The 17,649-nt window shown below is 39.9% G+C and carries 19 protein-coding genes; all 19 read right to left on the reverse strand.

The window, feature by feature from the left end; all coding sequences use genetic code 11:
• Nucleotide 1 precedes the first annotated feature (1 nt).
• A complete protein-coding gene (locus tag AC58PV_RS26970) occupies nucleotides 2-988 on the reverse strand; it encodes a hypothetical protein (protein WP_497435760.1) in 987 nt (328 codons plus the stop codon).
• Complete coding sequence (locus AC58PV_RS26975; RefSeq protein ID WP_497435762.1) at nucleotides 960-2,258, reverse strand: DegT/DnrJ/EryC1/StrS family aminotransferase; 1,299 nt, start codon at nucleotides 2,256-2,258, stop codon at nucleotides 960-962. Before AC58PV_RS26975 ends, AC58PV_RS26970 begins: the two co-directional genes overlap by 29 nt.
• A gap of 37 nt (nucleotides 2,259-2,295) precedes the next feature.
• Nucleotides 2,296-2,847, reverse strand: coding sequence for a GNAT family N-acetyltransferase (locus AC58PV_RS26980; RefSeq protein WP_497435763.1), 552 nt, complete (start codon nucleotides 2,845-2,847; stop codon nucleotides 2,296-2,298).
• Between the two features lie 16 nt (nucleotides 2,848-2,863).
• The gene (locus tag AC58PV_RS26985) at nucleotides 2,864-3,871 is read right to left on the reverse strand and encodes a Gfo/Idh/MocA family protein (RefSeq protein ID WP_497435764.1); all 1,008 of its coding nucleotides are present in this window, start codon (nucleotides 3,869-3,871) and stop codon (nucleotides 2,864-2,866) included.
• A 28-nt stretch (nucleotides 3,872-3,899) separates the two neighbouring features.
• On the reverse strand, nucleotides 3,900-4,538 hold the full coding sequence (locus AC58PV_RS26990) for a pseudaminic acid biosynthesis-associated methylase (protein ID WP_497435766.1): 639 nt from the start codon (nucleotides 4,536-4,538) through the stop codon (nucleotides 3,900-3,902).
• Complete coding sequence (locus AC58PV_RS26995; protein WP_497435767.1) at nucleotides 4,535-6,415, reverse strand: motility associated factor glycosyltransferase family protein; 1,881 nt, start codon at nucleotides 6,413-6,415, stop codon at nucleotides 4,535-4,537. Before AC58PV_RS26995 ends, AC58PV_RS26990 begins: the two co-directional genes overlap by 4 nt.
• Entirely contained in the window at nucleotides 6,402-7,010 is a 609-nt protein-coding gene (locus tag AC58PV_RS27000; protein WP_497435768.1) for a DUF8042 domain-containing protein, read from the reverse strand. The genes AC58PV_RS26995 and AC58PV_RS27000 overlap by 14 nt, the downstream gene beginning before the upstream one ends.
• Nucleotides 7,011-7,040: 30 nt before the next feature.
• Nucleotides 7,041-7,850: a class I SAM-dependent methyltransferase gene (locus tag AC58PV_RS27005; protein ID WP_497435770.1), complete on the reverse strand. Its 810-nt coding sequence runs from the start codon at nucleotides 7,848-7,850 to the stop codon at nucleotides 7,041-7,043.
• A gap of 84 nt (nucleotides 7,851-7,934) precedes the next feature.
• Nucleotides 7,935-9,566, reverse strand: a complete 1,632-nt coding sequence (locus AC58PV_RS27010) for a flagellin N-terminal helical domain-containing protein (RefSeq protein ID WP_497435771.1) — start codon at nucleotides 9,564-9,566, stop codon at nucleotides 7,935-7,937.
• 172 nt (nucleotides 9,567-9,738) lie between these two features.
• Entirely contained in the window at nucleotides 9,739-9,969 is a 231-nt protein-coding gene (gene csrA, locus AC58PV_RS27015; protein WP_068669513.1) for a carbon storage regulator CsrA, read from the reverse strand.
• A 5-nt stretch (nucleotides 9,970-9,974) separates the two neighbouring features.
• Entirely contained in the window at nucleotides 9,975-10,430 is a 456-nt protein-coding gene (fliW, locus tag AC58PV_RS27020; protein WP_497435772.1) for a flagellar assembly protein FliW, read from the reverse strand.
• A gap of 68 nt (nucleotides 10,431-10,498) precedes the next feature.
• Nucleotides 10,499-11,068, reverse strand: a complete 570-nt coding sequence (locus AC58PV_RS27025) for a DUF6470 family protein (RefSeq protein ID WP_497435773.1) — start codon at nucleotides 11,066-11,068, stop codon at nucleotides 10,499-10,501.
• Between the two features lie 25 nt (nucleotides 11,069-11,093).
• The gene (gene flgL / locus AC58PV_RS27030; RefSeq protein WP_497435775.1) at nucleotides 11,094-11,993 is read right to left on the reverse strand and encodes a flagellar hook-associated protein FlgL; all 900 of its coding nucleotides are present in this window, start codon (nucleotides 11,991-11,993) and stop codon (nucleotides 11,094-11,096) included.
• A 39-nt stretch (nucleotides 11,994-12,032) separates the two neighbouring features.
• Nucleotides 12,033-13,478 (reverse strand): flagellar hook-associated protein FlgK, encoded by a 1,446-nt coding sequence (gene flgK, locus AC58PV_RS27035; protein ID WP_497435776.1) that lies wholly within the window; start codon nucleotides 13,476-13,478, stop codon nucleotides 12,033-12,035.
• A 49-nt stretch (nucleotides 13,479-13,527) separates the two neighbouring features.
• On the reverse strand, nucleotides 13,528-14,025 hold the full coding sequence (locus AC58PV_RS27040) for a flagellar protein FlgN (RefSeq protein ID WP_497435778.1): 498 nt from the start codon (nucleotides 14,023-14,025) through the stop codon (nucleotides 13,528-13,530).
• A 39-nt stretch (nucleotides 14,026-14,064) separates the two neighbouring features.
• Entirely contained in the window at nucleotides 14,065-14,334 is a 270-nt protein-coding gene (gene flgM / locus AC58PV_RS27045) for a flagellar biosynthesis anti-sigma factor FlgM (protein ID WP_497435779.1), read from the reverse strand.
• Between the two features lie 113 nt (nucleotides 14,335-14,447).
• A complete protein-coding gene (locus AC58PV_RS27050; RefSeq protein ID WP_497435885.1) occupies nucleotides 14,448-14,864 on the reverse strand; it encodes a flagellar protein in 417 nt (138 codons plus the stop codon).
• A 115-nt stretch (nucleotides 14,865-14,979) separates the two neighbouring features.
• A complete protein-coding gene (locus AC58PV_RS27055) occupies nucleotides 14,980-15,738 on the reverse strand; it encodes a ComFC family protein (RefSeq protein ID WP_497435780.1) in 759 nt (252 codons plus the stop codon).
• Entirely contained in the window at nucleotides 15,735-17,594 is a 1,860-nt protein-coding gene (locus AC58PV_RS27060) for an ATP-dependent helicase ComFA (protein ID WP_497435781.1), read from the reverse strand. Before AC58PV_RS27060 ends, AC58PV_RS27055 begins: the two co-directional genes overlap by 4 nt.
• Nucleotides 17,595-17,649: the final 55 nt, after the last annotated feature.

A 17,649-nucleotide genomic window follows, 5' to 3' on the forward strand; every position in this document is an offset into this window, starting at 1 on the left:
ATTAAAGAACTCCTTTTATAAAATCGAAAATTCTATTTGTAGAATTTCCATCTAACCAAATATAATTTTCTTTAAGTAAAGATAACCGGTTTCTTTCCTGAGGCAAGTAACTCATAAGTTCATCAAAGGAAGTTAATTTTCGGGTAAGTCCTAGTTTGTTCGTTATACAATCATCAGGCACGCAGATATTAGGCTGGTAACTAATTGCTGTAGTACCTAATAACACCGCTTGAAGAAGTCCCATAGTATTCATTCCAATTACAGTTTCGAATTGGGGTAATAGCACTTGAAGGGAACCATCAATTGAGAATCTATTGTATTTATTTTTAACGAATACACTTTCCTTTGGATGGAACTTTATTGAAAGAGAATAATTTGGCTTGTTTCTAATTAATTCACATATATCTTCAAGCACGTCCCGCTCGTTGAAGCCCAAGGAGTTACCATACAAATCAAAAAGAGGTTGGGATAAGAACAAGATATTATTATTCTTGTCACTGGCATATTTTTTAGATTGACTTAACTGAACCCAGCTGTCTAAACCTGGATGCCCAAGAACATGTAAAATATGTTCGGGTACTCCTTCTAACAACGCTTCCTGCAGAGCGAGATGGTCCATAATTATATAATAATCTGGATATATATATCCTCCACCGGATAATTTAAACCGATTAGAATAATTAGCCCAATAGTCCAAAATTGAAAATGTAGGCTTCCTCGAGTTTTTAAATATAGATAATGCTTTTAGCTCAATCTCACTTCCCCAACTTGTACCAGTAATTAAACAGCGAACTTCACTATTGCTTGCTGATTTACTGATAAAAAGAAGTGCATCTTCAGCTGTAGAAGCATATTCTGGAGATAAACTAGCTGATGGTCCTATACAAAAAAACTCAAATGATAGTCCCTCTTCTTTACATTTACAAACTAAAGGAAAAAGGGCATCATATCCGCCAGGATCATGAACTAGAAATATCATTTTTTTCATAACTATATAGGTTACCTCTGTTCGTCCACACCTTCTCAATTGCATGTAGAAAGTCAGCGATATCATTTAAAGTAAACGGTAATCTGCATACATCTGCTAAAATTAGATTTCTATTATACATTAGCTCTGTTACTGGACAAATGCCTTTTACGTAATCTTGAACTGGATTCTCAATTAATGAAAATGGAAAGGTTGATTGATTATATACTTTTTTATGTTGATACATAGGTAGCAAATAAATTGGTTTTTGATATCCAGTTCCTAAAGGAAACCCTTCCGCATTCATAGCTTTTGCAAAAGTTTCTCGTTCAATCCCCCATTCATCTTGATGATATTGAATTGGATACGTATAATATGAATGCTCAAAACCATTTGGAATTTTCACACCCGAGAGTCCGGAAAAAGATAACAAACCCGTAGTTACCTTTGATGCGAGTTCTCTTCTACCCTTTAAAAATCCATCAAGCCTTTTCAGTTGTTCAATGGCAATAGCCGCGTGAAGTTCTGACATTCGATAATTGTTGCCTAAAACTACAGTTTCATAATCACCTTCATCATTTACAACCATTTCCCCATGGTTTCTGATTAATTGACATCTTCTAGCTAATTCATGATCTTCAGTCAAAATGACTCCGCCTTCACCACTATGAATTATTTTGTGGTAGTTAAGACTAAATATACTTAGATGGCCAAACGTTCCAGCATATCTTTCATTAATAGTTGCACCAGGTGACTGTGCGTTATCCTCAATAACAAATAAATTGTGTTTTTCTGCAATGCTACGGATTTGAATAAGATCTGCTGGCAGGCCAAAAATATTAGCAACTATGATAGCTTTCGTTCGAGGCGTTATCCATTTTTCTATTTCATTTGGGTTTAGATTATAAGTATTTTCATCGATATCAACAAAAACCGGTACAGCATTATTCATTAATATTGCACTTGCTGTAGCTACCATAGTAAATGGAGTTACTAAAACTTCATCGCCTGGACCAATTTCACAAGCGGCTATGGCTGTATGTAATGCTGTAGTCGCTGAGTTTACGGATATCGCATATTTGGATTTAAATTTCCCACAAAAATCTTGCTCGAGCTTTTTTACCTTCTCACCGCCTAGAAATCCTTCCCCTGCCCTACCAATAAAGGATGATAAGTTGCCTGTTTTCATGACTTCTAATACTGCATTGGTCTCTTCATTACCGAGAATATTTACCCACGGGATTGAAGTTTCCCTTATTGGCCTTCCACCAAGTAGTGCTAATTCATTCATTTTATCACCTTACTTTCATTATTTAACCTAACTGAACTTAATTATTGATTCTCCATTCTTCTCTCAGAATGCCATATTCATAAATATCCACGTACTCATTATTCTTAAAAACTGCTGAACGACGTATACCTTCTTTTGTAAACCCTATAGATTCAGCTAATTTTTGCATTCCAGTATTGGTATGAAAAGTGCCGCAACTAATTCGATTTAGATTAAGCTCAGTAAACCCATGATTAATTATTATCTTTGCGGCTTCTTTAGCATACCCATTGTTCCATTTTTGTTTTTCACCTAACACAATTGCGAAATCTGCACATCTGGAAATATAATTGATATCTTGCAAACTAATATTTCCGATGTGATTGTCTTTTTCTTTCTCTACAATAGCTAAAATTAGCCCGTCTTTTGCTTGCCTTGAATAGTCTATATATTTAAGTGCATCTTCGTATAAATAGGGATACCTATAATGATTGTTATACCTACAGACTTCTTCATCATTAAACCAATTCGTATAATTGGAGTAGGCATCATTCTCTTCCAAAGGTCGTAAATAAATACGTTCTCCATTTAAAAAAGGCTTTGGCTTCACGGAAATCACCCCTCAGTCATGAACTATAGTCTATACTTTCCCATACTTTTGATTCATTAGAACTCTCTAATGCGTTTGCAATGAATATGGGGGCCAAACCTTCCTTTATCGTGCACAAGGGTGACTCTTCATTGTTTAAAACCTTTTCTATATGGCATACCGCATTCAAAAGAGTGGAATCTTCTAATAAATGATCTTCAAATTTTTCTAAGCTTAAACTGCTAAACCCAGAAAAAAGAGGATGTATTTCTTTCTGGTAATAACGAATCTTATTCCCACTTTCAGAGATTTCAATTTTCCCATTTTCCAAATACAAATCAATTTCAAACATATAATAGAATTCATCGTTAAAAGCTTCTGCAAAGCCACTTATACCCTGTTCGGTTTTAAATTGAAACGAATAAGAAGCTTCTCCTTCTGAGTCAGCTGTTGTTTGGACTTGATCTACAACAAGCACGCTTTGAATCCTACCTGCAAACCAACTCGCTAAATCAAACATATGTGAACCAGTATTCTTAATACCTCGTGTATATCTTAAGTTTATTTTAACTAGTGAACCAAATACTCTATTCTGAATTAGTTCGTAAACTCTTTGCATTCCTTTATTCCATCGGCGTGATAGATTTGGAATTAATATTCTCCCAGAGGCTTCTATTAAATCTGATAACAAGCGCGCCTCGATCATGCTATGCACTACAGGCTTCTCACAAAATATTACCCTTGTATTAGTTGTTGAAATAATTTCGTTTATTAATTGGAAATGACTTGCAGGTGGTGTGCAAATACTGATAACATCAACTTCATGGTTTCTCAACATAGCTATAGTATCATTATAGAATTTCGTTTTGGGAGTATATTGATGTAGAATTGATTCTCTTTCTGTAAATGGATCAGAGGCTGCTACTACGTTGAATTTCTCGCTCATCATATATGCATTTGTATGACTTGAAGGTTTGTGCCTCTTTTCATCCATATCATACAAGAGCCCAATTTGACCCAACCCAATTATGAGTGATCGAAACATATAGGCTATCGCTCCTAAAACCAAGAGGTCAATTTATTTTTTCAAGGAGGTACATTTGATCTACATTGTTACTATTTTTTATATAAGGATATCTTACTTCCTTCACTAGCTTCAAATCACTAAACCGATTCAAAAATAACTCTGCAAAATTAGTTTTCCACATCTTATCTCCGTTACCATGGTAATCAATCTCAGTGTACTGATCTGCAAAATATTCAAAACCCCAAATGTACTTGTTACTGACTCGGTAGATTTCATCCATTGCCTTATCAACATCATCAGGAGAAATATGAATAAGTACTCCACTAGTAAACACTAAATCAAAGTATACATCCTTAAAAGGAATATCGAACGCAGAACCTTGAATTATATTAATGCCCTTTGTTCTTTCTTTCGCCTTTTCAACAGCATATTGCTGTAGTTCAATAGCATATAAATGTTTTTGACCAATGGATTGAAGATTCAATAACACATTCCCATTATTACATCCAACTTCAAGAATCCGTTCGATCTTAAGCTGATGGAGAAATTCATTACTCATTTCTGTCCGCGTTACCCCATATTGTTCTTTATAAATTGAATCTAGTTCAGTGACAGAGAAAGTATTTCGGTCAGTGTATTCTTTGCCAAAGTTACCTTGCCAAAAATCGATTTGAGTTGTTATCATTTTGATTCACTACCTTCCAATGCTTTGTCTTTTGCGATATCAATATGCTTCATCATTAATTGAAAAAATTGCTCATTATCTCGAATCACACGTTGACATTCTAGGATAAATAAACCAAATGACTTTACTATTGTTCTGGCCTTTTGTATAACATTTTTCATCTGATTTATTTCTAAAAGGGATTTTTGGAATATATCGTATTGCACTTTGACCATTGGCTCCAAATAAATTTTGTAATATAAATTAGCGTACAGCTCTCCATTCTGTTTTGCTAATTGATCTATGAGTTCTGTTGTTTTATTTAAATTGAAAGTCGAAGCAATTTTTTCAAGCCTTTTTAAATTTTTTACAATGTTTATAACCATCTGATCTAAAGCACCATGCTCAGATATCATAGTACTCTGCTGAGCATTCATGTAACTCAAATCGTAATTATTACTTTCCCCTAGATACCAGTTATTAATCACTACTTTGGTTTTCAACTGTTTTTGGATAACATCAGATAGTTGTTCAAACACAGCTCCTTGAATCTTTGCGCCACCATTAGTCGTGTTAATAACTTGGATATCCGGCAATTGGGCAATTGCTAGTTCCATTTGCTTTCTAGCAACATTATGAACCTCTTGTGTTAGTACTTCACCACCATCAACTGCCTCTACTTTAACAAGTTCCGAGACCTCTTCTTCTGTTAAATGCGTTGGTCGAAGATGATATGAGACCCCATTTGCATAATACTGTTGGTTTCTAAATGAAAAATTTTGTCCAACAAGTACAATCAGGCTAGCGCCTAATTTTTTAACTAATTGTACTGCAACAACTGCAACAGAAGCTGAATCTGCAATAACTTCTTCTGGATCGAAAACTGAAAGATAATGGGGAGATATATGGTCCTGACTCATGAACATGTGAAACATCGGGCCAGGATAAAGCTCTAATGTTTGAAAGCCAATCGTGCTTCCGTAAATCAAAGGAATATCTTTTATTTTCCCCTCAATAATCTCTGTAAATACTTCGTGATTAACTACATTAGGATCATAAGAAACTACTGCATCAGGATATATATTTGCTGTCAATAGCGCCTTATTGGCTGACCCAACAGCAAAGATATAGGCCAACTCCTGTTCTTTTATTAAACGCAAATTATCATACTCATCCTCAAGAGAAGGGCCTGCAGCGACTATGATAATTGGTTTGTCATTGAAATATCTTTTCTTCTCGCGAATCAGATTTTGTGTTTTTAAGATCTTACCAAAATTACATTCAGCATTATACGTCCATACTCTTTCGTAAATTAAATGTGTTTGAATGCTCATTAATTTATGTTTAATATTCTTTTTAAAAATTTCCGAAAAGTTCTTAGTCAATTCCGGGAAAATACGTTCATAAGTAGGATTAATAATTATAAGAACATCACTCGTATAGCAATCTAGAAAATGTCTCGTGAAATAATCAGCCGCGTCCCCTAAAAATATATTTTTCAAATACTTTATTGATAAATCCTTTATCATTTTAGTTTGCATGAATCTCAAAAACACAGCTGGAACTGGTTCGTAGATTGTAAAAGAAGTATGTTTCAATTTATTCATTAATAATTCAACATGATAACCCATTCCAAAGCCATAAAAAAAAATGTGTTTTGCTTTTTGTGCTGATTCCCAGTATGGTTCTATCCACTTTTCAGCTTCATTGTTAGGATTATATTGACTATGTAAATGATAAGTTTTCTCACCTAAAGCAACTGATATGTTTGACTGACCATTCTTCGCCTGAATAATCTCAACAGGCTCATTTTTAAGCTGTTCACCAGATGCATTAAAATACTCCCAAACATTTCTATAGCGTTCTTTGCATAACGCCATATTATCATTGAAGATCATTCCGCCTAACCTCGCAGTCTATAGTGTGATTAAGCAATTCTTGAAGGTGTTCTAATTGTGGTTTTATTTCGTAGTTAAGCAAATCGGCCATTAATGAATTATCTTTCTCCTGAGCCGCCTCCATTAGCTGCTGTAGATTCGTGTTCAATAGTTGTAAAAACTCAGAAGGATTATCAAAGCTAACATACGGTATAGATGAACTTCTAATTGAACTTACTGTATAAATCACATACTCCAGGCCTTCTGTAAAGCTGGTAAATATATTCCACACTTCATCATCCAAGCCCTTGTATAGAACATTCGTAAATTCCACTAGCTCTGGAAGCGCTCTTTCTAAATAATCAGTAGATGTAGTGATTAACTGGCTAATATATTCGCGTTCACTTACTGTGTGTATGTTGATCTCACGAATATTTTGAATATTTTTAGATACATACTCTAGAAAATCATCACCTAACTCAAAACCATCCACATAAATACTCTGGATAATTGAATTTTCATTTTTAAGGTTGTTGTTTATTTTAGTGGTTAGGTTTTCTAATTCTTCGACCCTGTTAGTAATCTCCCATGATTGGTTCAGTAAATGAATTTTCATAATCAATATCCCCACTTTAATTATTCTAGTTTATATATCGGTTTCTTCATGATAATTGTTTATTTTTTTACGGAATATATAATCAAATCTTGTTAAAGATTGAATTTGCTTACCCGAAATATCCTTAGTTCTAGTTTTTTCATACTTTACGCATGTAAATCCAATTTCTTCACACAGACCGATGAATTCTTCAGGCTGTATACACAATAAATATTTTGGACTAATAATAAAGTACTCTTTAGTAAAGATCGCTTTCGCAATGCTACTTAAACCCCTAAAAAACGATGCAAACCCTCTTTTAACCAATAAATACATTAGCCACTTTACAATTGAGTTACCATAACTTGTTCCGTAGAATTGATTTTCATCAACATATGGCATTTCTCCAATCCAGATTACTGCATCCTTATTTGAAACTCGGTATATTTCCTTTAAACTTTTCTTTATCTCTAGAACGGAACTAAGTAACAACAGAACTCCGTTACTTATAACCTTACTCGCCACTCCGTTGTCAATTGGTAGTTGTGTGGATAATCCTCTTTTAAACTCAATATTTGTCACATTTTTATATTCTTCTTTTAGCCTTACAACCTCTTCACTTGTAGGGACAATGCCAATACCCTCGATTACTTTATCAGAAAGGCTCTCTAAAAGAGATCCATCGCCACATCCAATATCTATGATCGTATCGTTTATATCCAAATTTAGACTCGATATGATTTTATTATTTATATATGTCGTTATTTCTTTACTGCTTCGACCGCTCATTTCATGAACATCGTTCGCTTTTGCCTTTACTTTATAAACCTCTACATTGTTTTTTGCTCTAAAAATAGGCACTTTGATGCCTCCCTTAGTATTACTATCTAAAGTAAAATATTATAAAAGAAACCTCGGTTTCCCGAGGTTTCTTTTATAATAATATTATCTCAACAATTGCAGAACGCCTTGAGGCTGTTGGTTTGCTTGAGCAAGCATCGCTTGTGCTGCTTGGGAAAGAATGTTGTTCTTCGTGAAGTCCATCATTTCTTTTGCCATATCCACATCGCGAATACGGGACTCAGCAGAAGTTAAGTTCTCAGAAGCTGTTTGCAAGTTGTTGATTGTATGCTCCAAACGGTTTTGAACAGCCCCCATTTTGGAACGTTGAGAGGAAACGTTTTTGATTGCGCTATCCAAAGATGTCAAAGCTTGAGAAGAGCTTGTTGCTGTAGTAACATCAACACTGGATAAACCAAGTGCAGCAGTACGCATGTCACCGATACCAAAGCTAATAGTTTGACCTCTGTTAGCACCAATTTGGAAAGTCATTCCACCATTAGACATTCCTTCTGTTTGCGCGCTGTCCAATCCAAGATTGGTTATGTCAGAACCACCTGTACGGTCTTTCAGTTCAACAGGCCCAGATTCGCTAATAATTTGAAGTCTTCCATCTTCAGTAGCATTCACTTTAACTTGGGAAATGTATCCAGTGTCGCCAGATACTTTACCTGCTGCTAGGTTTGCAGCATCAATTGCAGCATTAATATCAGTTTGCAAGCCCGTAGCAAGACCAGAGAGAGGAGAATTATTAGCACCAGCGGCAGCGGATGCAGTAAGTGTAACCTGAAGCGGATGCGGAGAGCCATTAATGGTTAGGTCAACCTTACTAGCTGTGATAGCTGTACCATTGTAGTTAGTTGTACCAGACGCACCAAGCGCTGCTCCACCAGTCAATACTCCTGTAACTCCAGTTGCCGTGATGCTGATACTGGATCCAGTACCTTTAGAGGTTGTTTGCAGTACAAGCATACCACTAGCATTAACGAATCCAGTGATATGATCAACATTTTTACCCGAAGCATCAATAGCTTCATTGATTGTTTTAATAATAAGGTCTTTAGCATTAGTTTGAGTTTGAACACTACCAGATGTCGCACCCATAATGGTATTTTTATCTGCCGTTGTAAGGTTCTGCCAGTTAACATCAATATCAACACCATCAATAGTAACTGTTTCCTTTGTAAAACTAGCATTTGTCAATGTAGCAGCTTGAGTGTAAATTGCAGCAGTACCGGAAGCCTGAGCAGCTGTCAATTTCGAAATTTGTGCACCTGTTGTCGAATCTTGCGCTACATTCGCACCACCAGCAGATTTCAAAGCACCATTCAACAATTTTTGTGTGTTGAACTCAGTGGTGTTACCAATACGGTCGATCTCTGATTTAAGTTGGGAAACCTCTTCTTGCAAAGCAGCACGGTCTTCTGCTGTGTTTGTTCCGTTTGCGGATTGGTCAGCCAATTCGCGCATACGTTGAAGGATGGAGTGAGTTTCGTTCAATGCACCCTCAGCTGTTTGAATCAAAGAGATACCATCTTGAGCATTTTTGGAAGCCATATCCAAACCGCGGATTTGAGCTCTCATTTTCTCGGAGATTGCTAGACCAGCTGCATCATCACCAGCGCGGTTGATGCGAAGACCGGAAGACAATTTCTCAAGGGATTTGCTTGCTGCTGCTGTGTTACCCGTCAATTGACGGTGAGTGTTCGCTGCTGCGATATTATGATTAATTCTCATGTGTTTCTTCCTCCTGAAGGTTCGTTTGATCCACATCCATGTGGATTTATTTTGGGCTCACAAGCGGGTCGGCCGCCCAGCTTGAGGCCCGTTGTTATATATATCGTCCTAGCGATTCGGAAAGTTTATAGGTAAATATAAAAAAATGTCGACCTTGGTCGACATTTCAGCTTTATTTGGACTTATTCATTAATTTACTTAGGTTTAAAGGACTAATGGGATTAGAAATCGCTTCTTTATTCGATTCTTGTATGTTCTGATAGATCTCTTTGCGGAAAACTTCGACATGTTTTGGAGCGCGAATGCCCACACGAATTGTGTCTCCTTCACTACCCAGAACGACGATCTCGATCTGATCACCGATCATAATCGATTCTCCTTTTTTCCTGGCCAATACGAGCATTCTCCTCACCCCTCCACTTGAGTTGGTTCGCCTACTTCACTTAACACGATTTCATGTTTGACGTTGTACTCCGAGTCGTGCAAAATAATCTGCTTGGCTAACTGCTCTTGTACATTCCATATGATAGGCGCCAGGAGATTAAGTGTAATTTTCGTAAAATCATCATTTACCGTAACGACGGACCAGACTTGCACATCCTCAGGCTTCTCAATGTTTAATTCAGTCTGCACAGCGTCGGGAATACTTAACTCATAATCTTTAAAGAAAAGAAAAGGGTCTGTTACCAAAAAAGTAAGACCACCTTCTTGCACGGATTGGAAATATGAGAAAGGAGCACTATCAGCTGGCTGAACTAATGTAAACTGAGTTAGTTCTTCAAATCCTGGCACTCCTTGTGTAAACGTAACTATATCCGAGTCCTGCACTTCGATCTCTCCGAAAAATAAAGTCGTAATTTTCATCTGCCTAGCTCCTTCATTTGAACGAATAAAAAAGCTATAGAAATCATCTATAGCTTGATTATACCCCATTATGTTTTGAAATCAATTTGTGACACCGAGATATCTACCTTAGGATATTGTCTCATGTAAATATCAAGCTTACCTCGATTGTACTCAATCTCAGGCTTGTTTACTTGCGCATTAACATTTATTTTACCGTCCGTAACATTGATTTCCGCTTTGCGTGCTGTATAGGTTATATCAACGTTGTCATAACTCGCTTCACCGTAGTAGTCGAATTGTGGACGGCTTATACTAAGGTCTTTTGCAATCTCAGCAATTGCATTCCCGCCATGGTGAATAGCAGCCATCCTATTGCCATCCTCTACGCGCCTAGCGATCCCTTGCATAGCAATTTGTGTGCACTGAGAGTAGATCCGGCTCAACGCTGTTAGAATCGGTCCTTGACCAAGCGCGTCCCAAGCTCGGCTTTGATCTATCTCTAGTTCTCCTCTAGGCTGTTGTATGTCCTGTTTAGGGCGCTCAACTTGCATTTCATAAGTTGCTCTAGGCTGTCGAATATCTTGCGTTCCGAGATCGGCATCTATTCCAATTAGAGCCGGTTGCTGGCTTATTTGTATTTGTGGAATACTTGGCAATTCAACCGCCTCCTAATTGAAATTATTACCGCAGGAAATCAACTAATGTAGGAACAATCACTTTGGATCCGGCAGAAAGCGAAGCCTGATAGACATTCTCTTCCATTTTCAAATTGGTGATGACCAATGACATATCTGCATCTTCCGTCTTCGATTGCAGACTTTGCAAGTTAATACCAATGTCTTGCAAGCGCTCCTCTGCAAGTTGAACGCGATTCGTTTTGGCACCAATATCTGCGCGTGCACCCAGGACTCCACTCATCCGTTGATCCATAAGTTCAATAGACTTCTGTATACCTGGTGTTGCACCTGATGCTAACGCCGCAGATAAATCCTTTAAAATTTGAAAAGCGTTATTAACATCACCAGATTTACCAAAAATCTCTTCCGCTGTTTTATTCATAGCGATTTGAACCCCGGCACCAATTTCAAACTTAATTTCACCACTATCCGTTACAGCATTAGCTGCATTATCCGGATCAGGAAATGGCGCCTTATCTGTGATTTGCCCATTAAAGACAAATTTACCATTGAATTGACTGTTTCCGATGTTCGTTAACTGATTATATAACTGATCAATCTCCGTTTTCATCGCATTCAACGACTCTTCCGAATTAGTACCATTCGCAGCTGTTACAGCAAGTTCACGAGCTCTTTGTAATACGCTGCCGGTTTGATCCAACATCGTATCCGTATAATCTAGAAAAGAAACCGTCGCATCGACGTTTCTCTGATATTGATCGTTCGTTTCTAACTCACTGCGATATCGCATAGAGAAACTAATTCCTACTGGATCATCGGAAGGCTTGTTGATCTTACGACCAGTCGACAATTGATCTTGAAGCTTATCCATCCGTGACAAATTCCCATTCAAATTACGCAACAATTGTGTATTCAACATGCCTTGTGTGACGCGAAGAGCCATACCAATTCCACCCCATACCTCTAGTTTTGTTACTTACTTCTATCTGCCTACCATACCCATTGAATTGATGACTTTATCCAGCATCTCATCAAATGTAGTCAAGGAACGCGCTGCCGCGTTGTATGCGTGCTGGTATTTAATCATATCGGCCATTTCTTCATCTAACGAAACACCGCTTACAGATTGACGTCTTGCATCCACTTGATCAACAAGTATTTTTTGGTTAGAAACCTGACGTTGAGCTTCTTGCGTTTGTACCCCGATCTCGGAGACTACTGCACGAAGGAACTCGTCAAATGTCCCACCATTCAAAATGATTTTGGTAACACCCGATCCGTCGAAATTATATTTCTGATTTTTGATTCCCGCCATTTTCAGCGCTAGCTCATTGTTACCTTTTACAACATGCTCCACGCCATTGGCATCAAAATACGTCTTCGAAGAAGCTGCAATATTTTCAACATTATCTGTAATATTCGTACTAACTTTGAATGTGGCTGCAGCTGTACTGAAATCAGTAATCGGAGCGAAGAAATCGCCACCTTTTGTAGGAGGATCTTGCAACGTGTACCCTTCTTTATGTGCTGCATTTACCGAAGTTACAATGGTGGAAACCATCGAATTCAGTTGATTCTTATACTCTGTAACGTAACGTTGATTAGATAGCACAAGTCCATAAAGCTCACCGCTGTTCAAATCAGTTGGATACGCTGAGGCCACCGTATTCTCATCGAACTCCGTTGCAGTGCTTGCCACCACCAAATCCTGATTGCCCATCTTCACGCGGTAACCGCCGGATTCTTCTTGAACGGAAACATTGATAACCTTAGACAGTTCATCGACTAACAAGTCCCGTTGATCGCGAAGATCATTTGCGTTATTGCCAAGACCCTCAACCCGGAAAATCTCATTATTCAAGCCGGCAATTTGCTTTAGTGTTGTATTCACTTGTGTGACTTTAACCGTAATATTGTCGTTTAAATCAGATGCAAGGTCGTTCAATTGCTTCGCTGCATGATTAAATGCGTCGGTTACCGCCAATGCGCTCTCTTTAACAACGGCTCTCGTCTCCAAATTATCCGGCTGCTTACTTAACTCTTGCCAAGAGTTCCAGAAGTTATCAAGAACTTGACGAAGACCCGTATCAGAAGGCTCATTAATAATCGCTTCTAGTTTCTCAAGCGTATCTTGACGAACAGTCCACTCGCCCAAACTCTTATTCTCATTCGCAAATTGCTTATCAAGAAAAGCTTCACGAATACGTTTCACTTCTGTAAACTGAACGCCTTGTCCCATTTGCCCAGGAATGGTTGAACGGTTAAAACTTAATGCCTCAATAGGCTCAGAAGCAACCATTTTGACAACCTGGCGTGAAAAGCCCGGCGTATTCGCATTCGCGACGTTATGTCCGGCTGTAGTAAGTGCTGCTTGCTGCGTTAGGATCCCACGCTTGGATATTTCAATTCCGCCAAAAGTTGATCTCATGGTTTTCTCTCTCCTATGCCCTACTGGGTATTCTGATTAAGTTCTAACTCTATCCTCTTCGATCGAAAAGGCCTTGCCGATTTCCGCTCTTTACTTGGTTCGGATTCTTGTACACCATATCGTCATCTGGCGGTCCAATGATAAGATCCAGCGAATAGTCTACAAAAGCCAATGATTGCTCAATCAATTGTTGATTGATGACATTACTTAATTTCAGTTCTTCTATGGTAGCAAGCAGTGCTTGTTGAGCTTTCATAAGCGCTTGCTTCTCTTCAGCTTTAAAAATAACTTTAATTAAATCACTTACCGTGATATTGGGGTTAGGATTGTAACCTCTCGATATCAAGTAAGAACCGATGAATAGAATACGTTGTTGATTGGCCTCTGCAATCGCTCTAACCCACTTATTCTCTCGATTAACAATCATATTGAGATCATCTATATTGTTGTTGACAAGAACCTGCTTCTTCACCTTGGCTAGTTCAAGAAGTGCCTCATGTGCTTCCTGCAGTGTGCTCATCGTTTCCAATAAAGGCTGTATGGACATGGTCGTCACCCACTTTTATCTAATGTATAAACGAGTTGTTTATTTCAAGTATGGTAACAGCTTCTCTGCGATTTTACCTGCGTCCACATGGTAAGTTCCCGATACAACAGAAGATTTCAATTGATCAATACGAAGGGACCGCTCTTCTGTTCGGTTTCCTTGAGCACCAAGCAGCTCTTTCGCTTCAGCAGATATCTCAACCTGATCCTTCGCTTTCCCCTTCTTCCCTGCAGCCTGCGCGAATGCGGATTCTCCCGATTTCTTATATGGATTCACATTACCAATGCGCCCATTATCATTAATTTTCATAACCGATACACTCCTATGTTCTTTGACCTAAAAAATAAAATGCCGATAATCGTTAGAACTATTATCGGCATCTTCTATATGAAACTTTATATCTCTACTGACCTATTTCTAAATTAGTGGCGGTCCCGTAAGCGTTCTTGAATTTTAAAGCTAACTTTACTTTCCTGAGAAGCATGATCCTGTTTACGCCGCTCATCCTCCGAATTATTCCTTACATCCTTCACGAGCTTCATCCGGCAAGATTCACAAATCGTATTTTCACGGATCATAGTTCCACATACTTCACATGGATACGACATATTAGGCGCATGCAGAATGGAAATGCGGCCTTCACGAATGAACTTGGTAATTTGTTTAAGAGAGACACCTGTCGCTTCGCTTAAATCGTTAATATTGACGCCTTTATTTTCACGAAGATGCTTCACACATTTCTCATATTGTAACTCTAAGTCCTTCATGCAATTCGGACAATATTCTGCGAAGCCTTTTACAAATATTTTCCCACAACGCGAACAATTCTGCACATTCATACTCATTGTATATCCCCCTCTCAGTATTCCCATTTCCCACTTTTTAATTCCAGTTTACCGCAATTCGACAGCTTTTGCCTAATACTATTTTTGTGAAAAGAAGACGATGCCCCTTTTACCTCGCCCAAGTTAAACCGCATATTTCGACAGGTATCGACACCCTCTCTTTAATCACCATCGCGCACTGATTCATCGTACTCCCCGTTGTGTATACATCGTCTACGATATAGATAAGAATAACATCCCCTTGACCAACAATTTCTCCCAACTCTTTGGTATCACACTCAAAAACATGCGCAAGATCGTCGATCCGCTCGCTTCGCTTTTTGAAACTCTGTTTTGCCGTATGCTTAGAACGATTGAGTAGACGCACGACCGGGAAGCCAGCTAGCCGGCCTAACTCTCTAGCCATTTGCTCCGCTTGATTAAATCCACGCTCTTGCATGCGCTGCTCACTTACGGGAACGTAGGTGATAATCTCTCGAACCTGCTCCGTTGACGAAGATGGCCTATCTACCCGGAGTTGCTGCAAAGCATGTACCAACATTTGACCGAAAACAGCCTTTAATCGCTCATCCCCTCGGTACTTATATCTGGCTAGCAGCTCTTTCATCGTCTCATCATAGCGGACGGCACTTCGGCTTTTGGTGAAATAAGCGGAAGACCTTCGACGACAATCCGGACAATACTCCCCCCGCCCACAAGATAAACAAATGACCTTACGAATCCACGGAATTCGTGTGTAACATGCATGACATAGCCCCAACTGACCTCTCTCCAGACTCGTTACCTGTTTGCATAATAAGCATTCTTCACGTTTAGAACTTAGTAGCTCAAATAACGCGTCCCCCATCCGCCTCCACCACCTGCTCATACCTTGCCTCCTTGTAGAAAACCTTGCTTCCGTGCAATACGATTCATCGTGCGGATCTGTCGAAGGGCTTCTTTCTGTGATTTCGTTATTTCAGCTGCTGCCAAATAAACCTTCCCATGTGGGTCATCCTTCGATCTTCCAGCCCGACCTGCCATCTGGACAAGCGCTGCTTCATCAAACAACTTCGAGTCTGCATCCAAAATAAAAACATCAGACTGGGGTACAGTTACCCCACGTTCGAGGATCGTTGTCGTGACGAGTACACGAATCTCCCGACTTCGGAAAAGCTGTACCTTCTCCGTACGCGAAGTATCCTTAGAGGAGGTTCCTTCTATGCGAACTGCTGCGATTTTGGATGCCCTGCTCAACTTATTTCTCAGCAGCATGACCATTGGTTCCACTAGCTGAATATTCGGAACGAACACGAAAACTTGAGCTCCACGCTCAATAGATACTTCTAATTTGGTTTGAATTGACTGTGGGATGGTCTCAGCTGCGATTGATTGTCTTAAAGGAGGCGTAGTGATTAATTGAGGTACGGGTAGGGGATGTTTATGGAATCGTACAGGGACACGGACATGTGGCAGCCGCCCACGTTCTGCAGCAAGTCTAACGCGCGTAGGCGGAGTCGCTGACAGCAGGATATTCGTTCCGCTAGGTTTACACACTTTCTCTGCTGCATAGCTAAGCATGGGGTTGTTATGGTACGGGAAGGCATCGATTTCATCGATGATGACGAGGTCAAAAGCTTGATGAAACCGCAACAACTGATGCGTTGTTGCGATGGTGATTTGCCCTTGCTCCCAGCGCTGTTCGCTCCCTCCGTACAGCGTAACCACGCTGTACGTTGCGAACGCCCGCTGGATGCGCGGCTCTAGCTCTAACACCACGTCCTTGCGTGGTGTAGCAATGAGCACCCGCCCGCCACGGGCGGCGGTGTAGTGAATGAACGGGAAGATCATCTCCGTCTTCCCGGCACCCGTAACGGCCCAGATGAGGAACCTCCCTGGGCCGCCAGGTTGCTTCCCTTGGATGTAGCGCAGCCCCTCAAGGGAAGCATGGGTCTGAGCATCGCTGAGCCCCCAGGGCTCGATGTATGCTTGCAGTTCGTCCGCAGCCTCTGCTCCACCAGCGGACAGCGCATTTCCCGAGCCACCGAGCACCAGCAAGGAGCAGGAGCGCACCCTGCCCATGGTGAGGCACTCCTCGCAATAGGGGCAGTCTTGTCCGCAATGCAAGCAGGGTGACCAGAACATTCGTGCTTCTCCGCTCCCGCAGCGTTTGCAAGCGTAATGCGAGGCCTTCCTAAGAAATCGCCGCCATTCACGTTTCACCTGCAAGAGCAGGCCGCTCGTGAGCGACACATCGCCATTCAGGTAGGCCAGTTGCAAATAAGATGGCCACGAAGCCTCCAGCCCCGTCGTCTCGACACCAGGAGATTCGATTAGCTGCTGAAGCTCATCTACCAATAGGGAGCGCCCTCTGCAGGCTTCCACGAGATTAATATACGTGGATGCGTGTAGTTGAACCCTGCGAGTATTTTTATCACACCAAGTCACGTAATCAATCACTTCCGAGCACATTTCATCCGCATGCGGCATTCCAAGCAACGCAACTTCCCGCTTAACCATCACGAGTAACTGACTCTCGCTGTAATCTTTAGAAGCCATATCTATTTTTCTCAACCCCTCGAGCAGTCGAATCGCCTGCCCTAATGAAACAAAAGGTTCGAACAATACGAGGCCGGCGTCGGCTGCGTAATGCTCGAACCAATATTGGATATCTGTCTGGGCATGTATCGTAAAATTCCACTCCCACACATGTCTCTTGCGAACAGCATAGATCTGAACCTTCATTCCTCACCGTTCTCTCTTCATCAAATAATGTAGCATGCATGTTGGTTGAAGGTTT

The sequence above is a fragment of the Paenibacillus sp. J22FR83 genome, assembly GCF_059691955.1.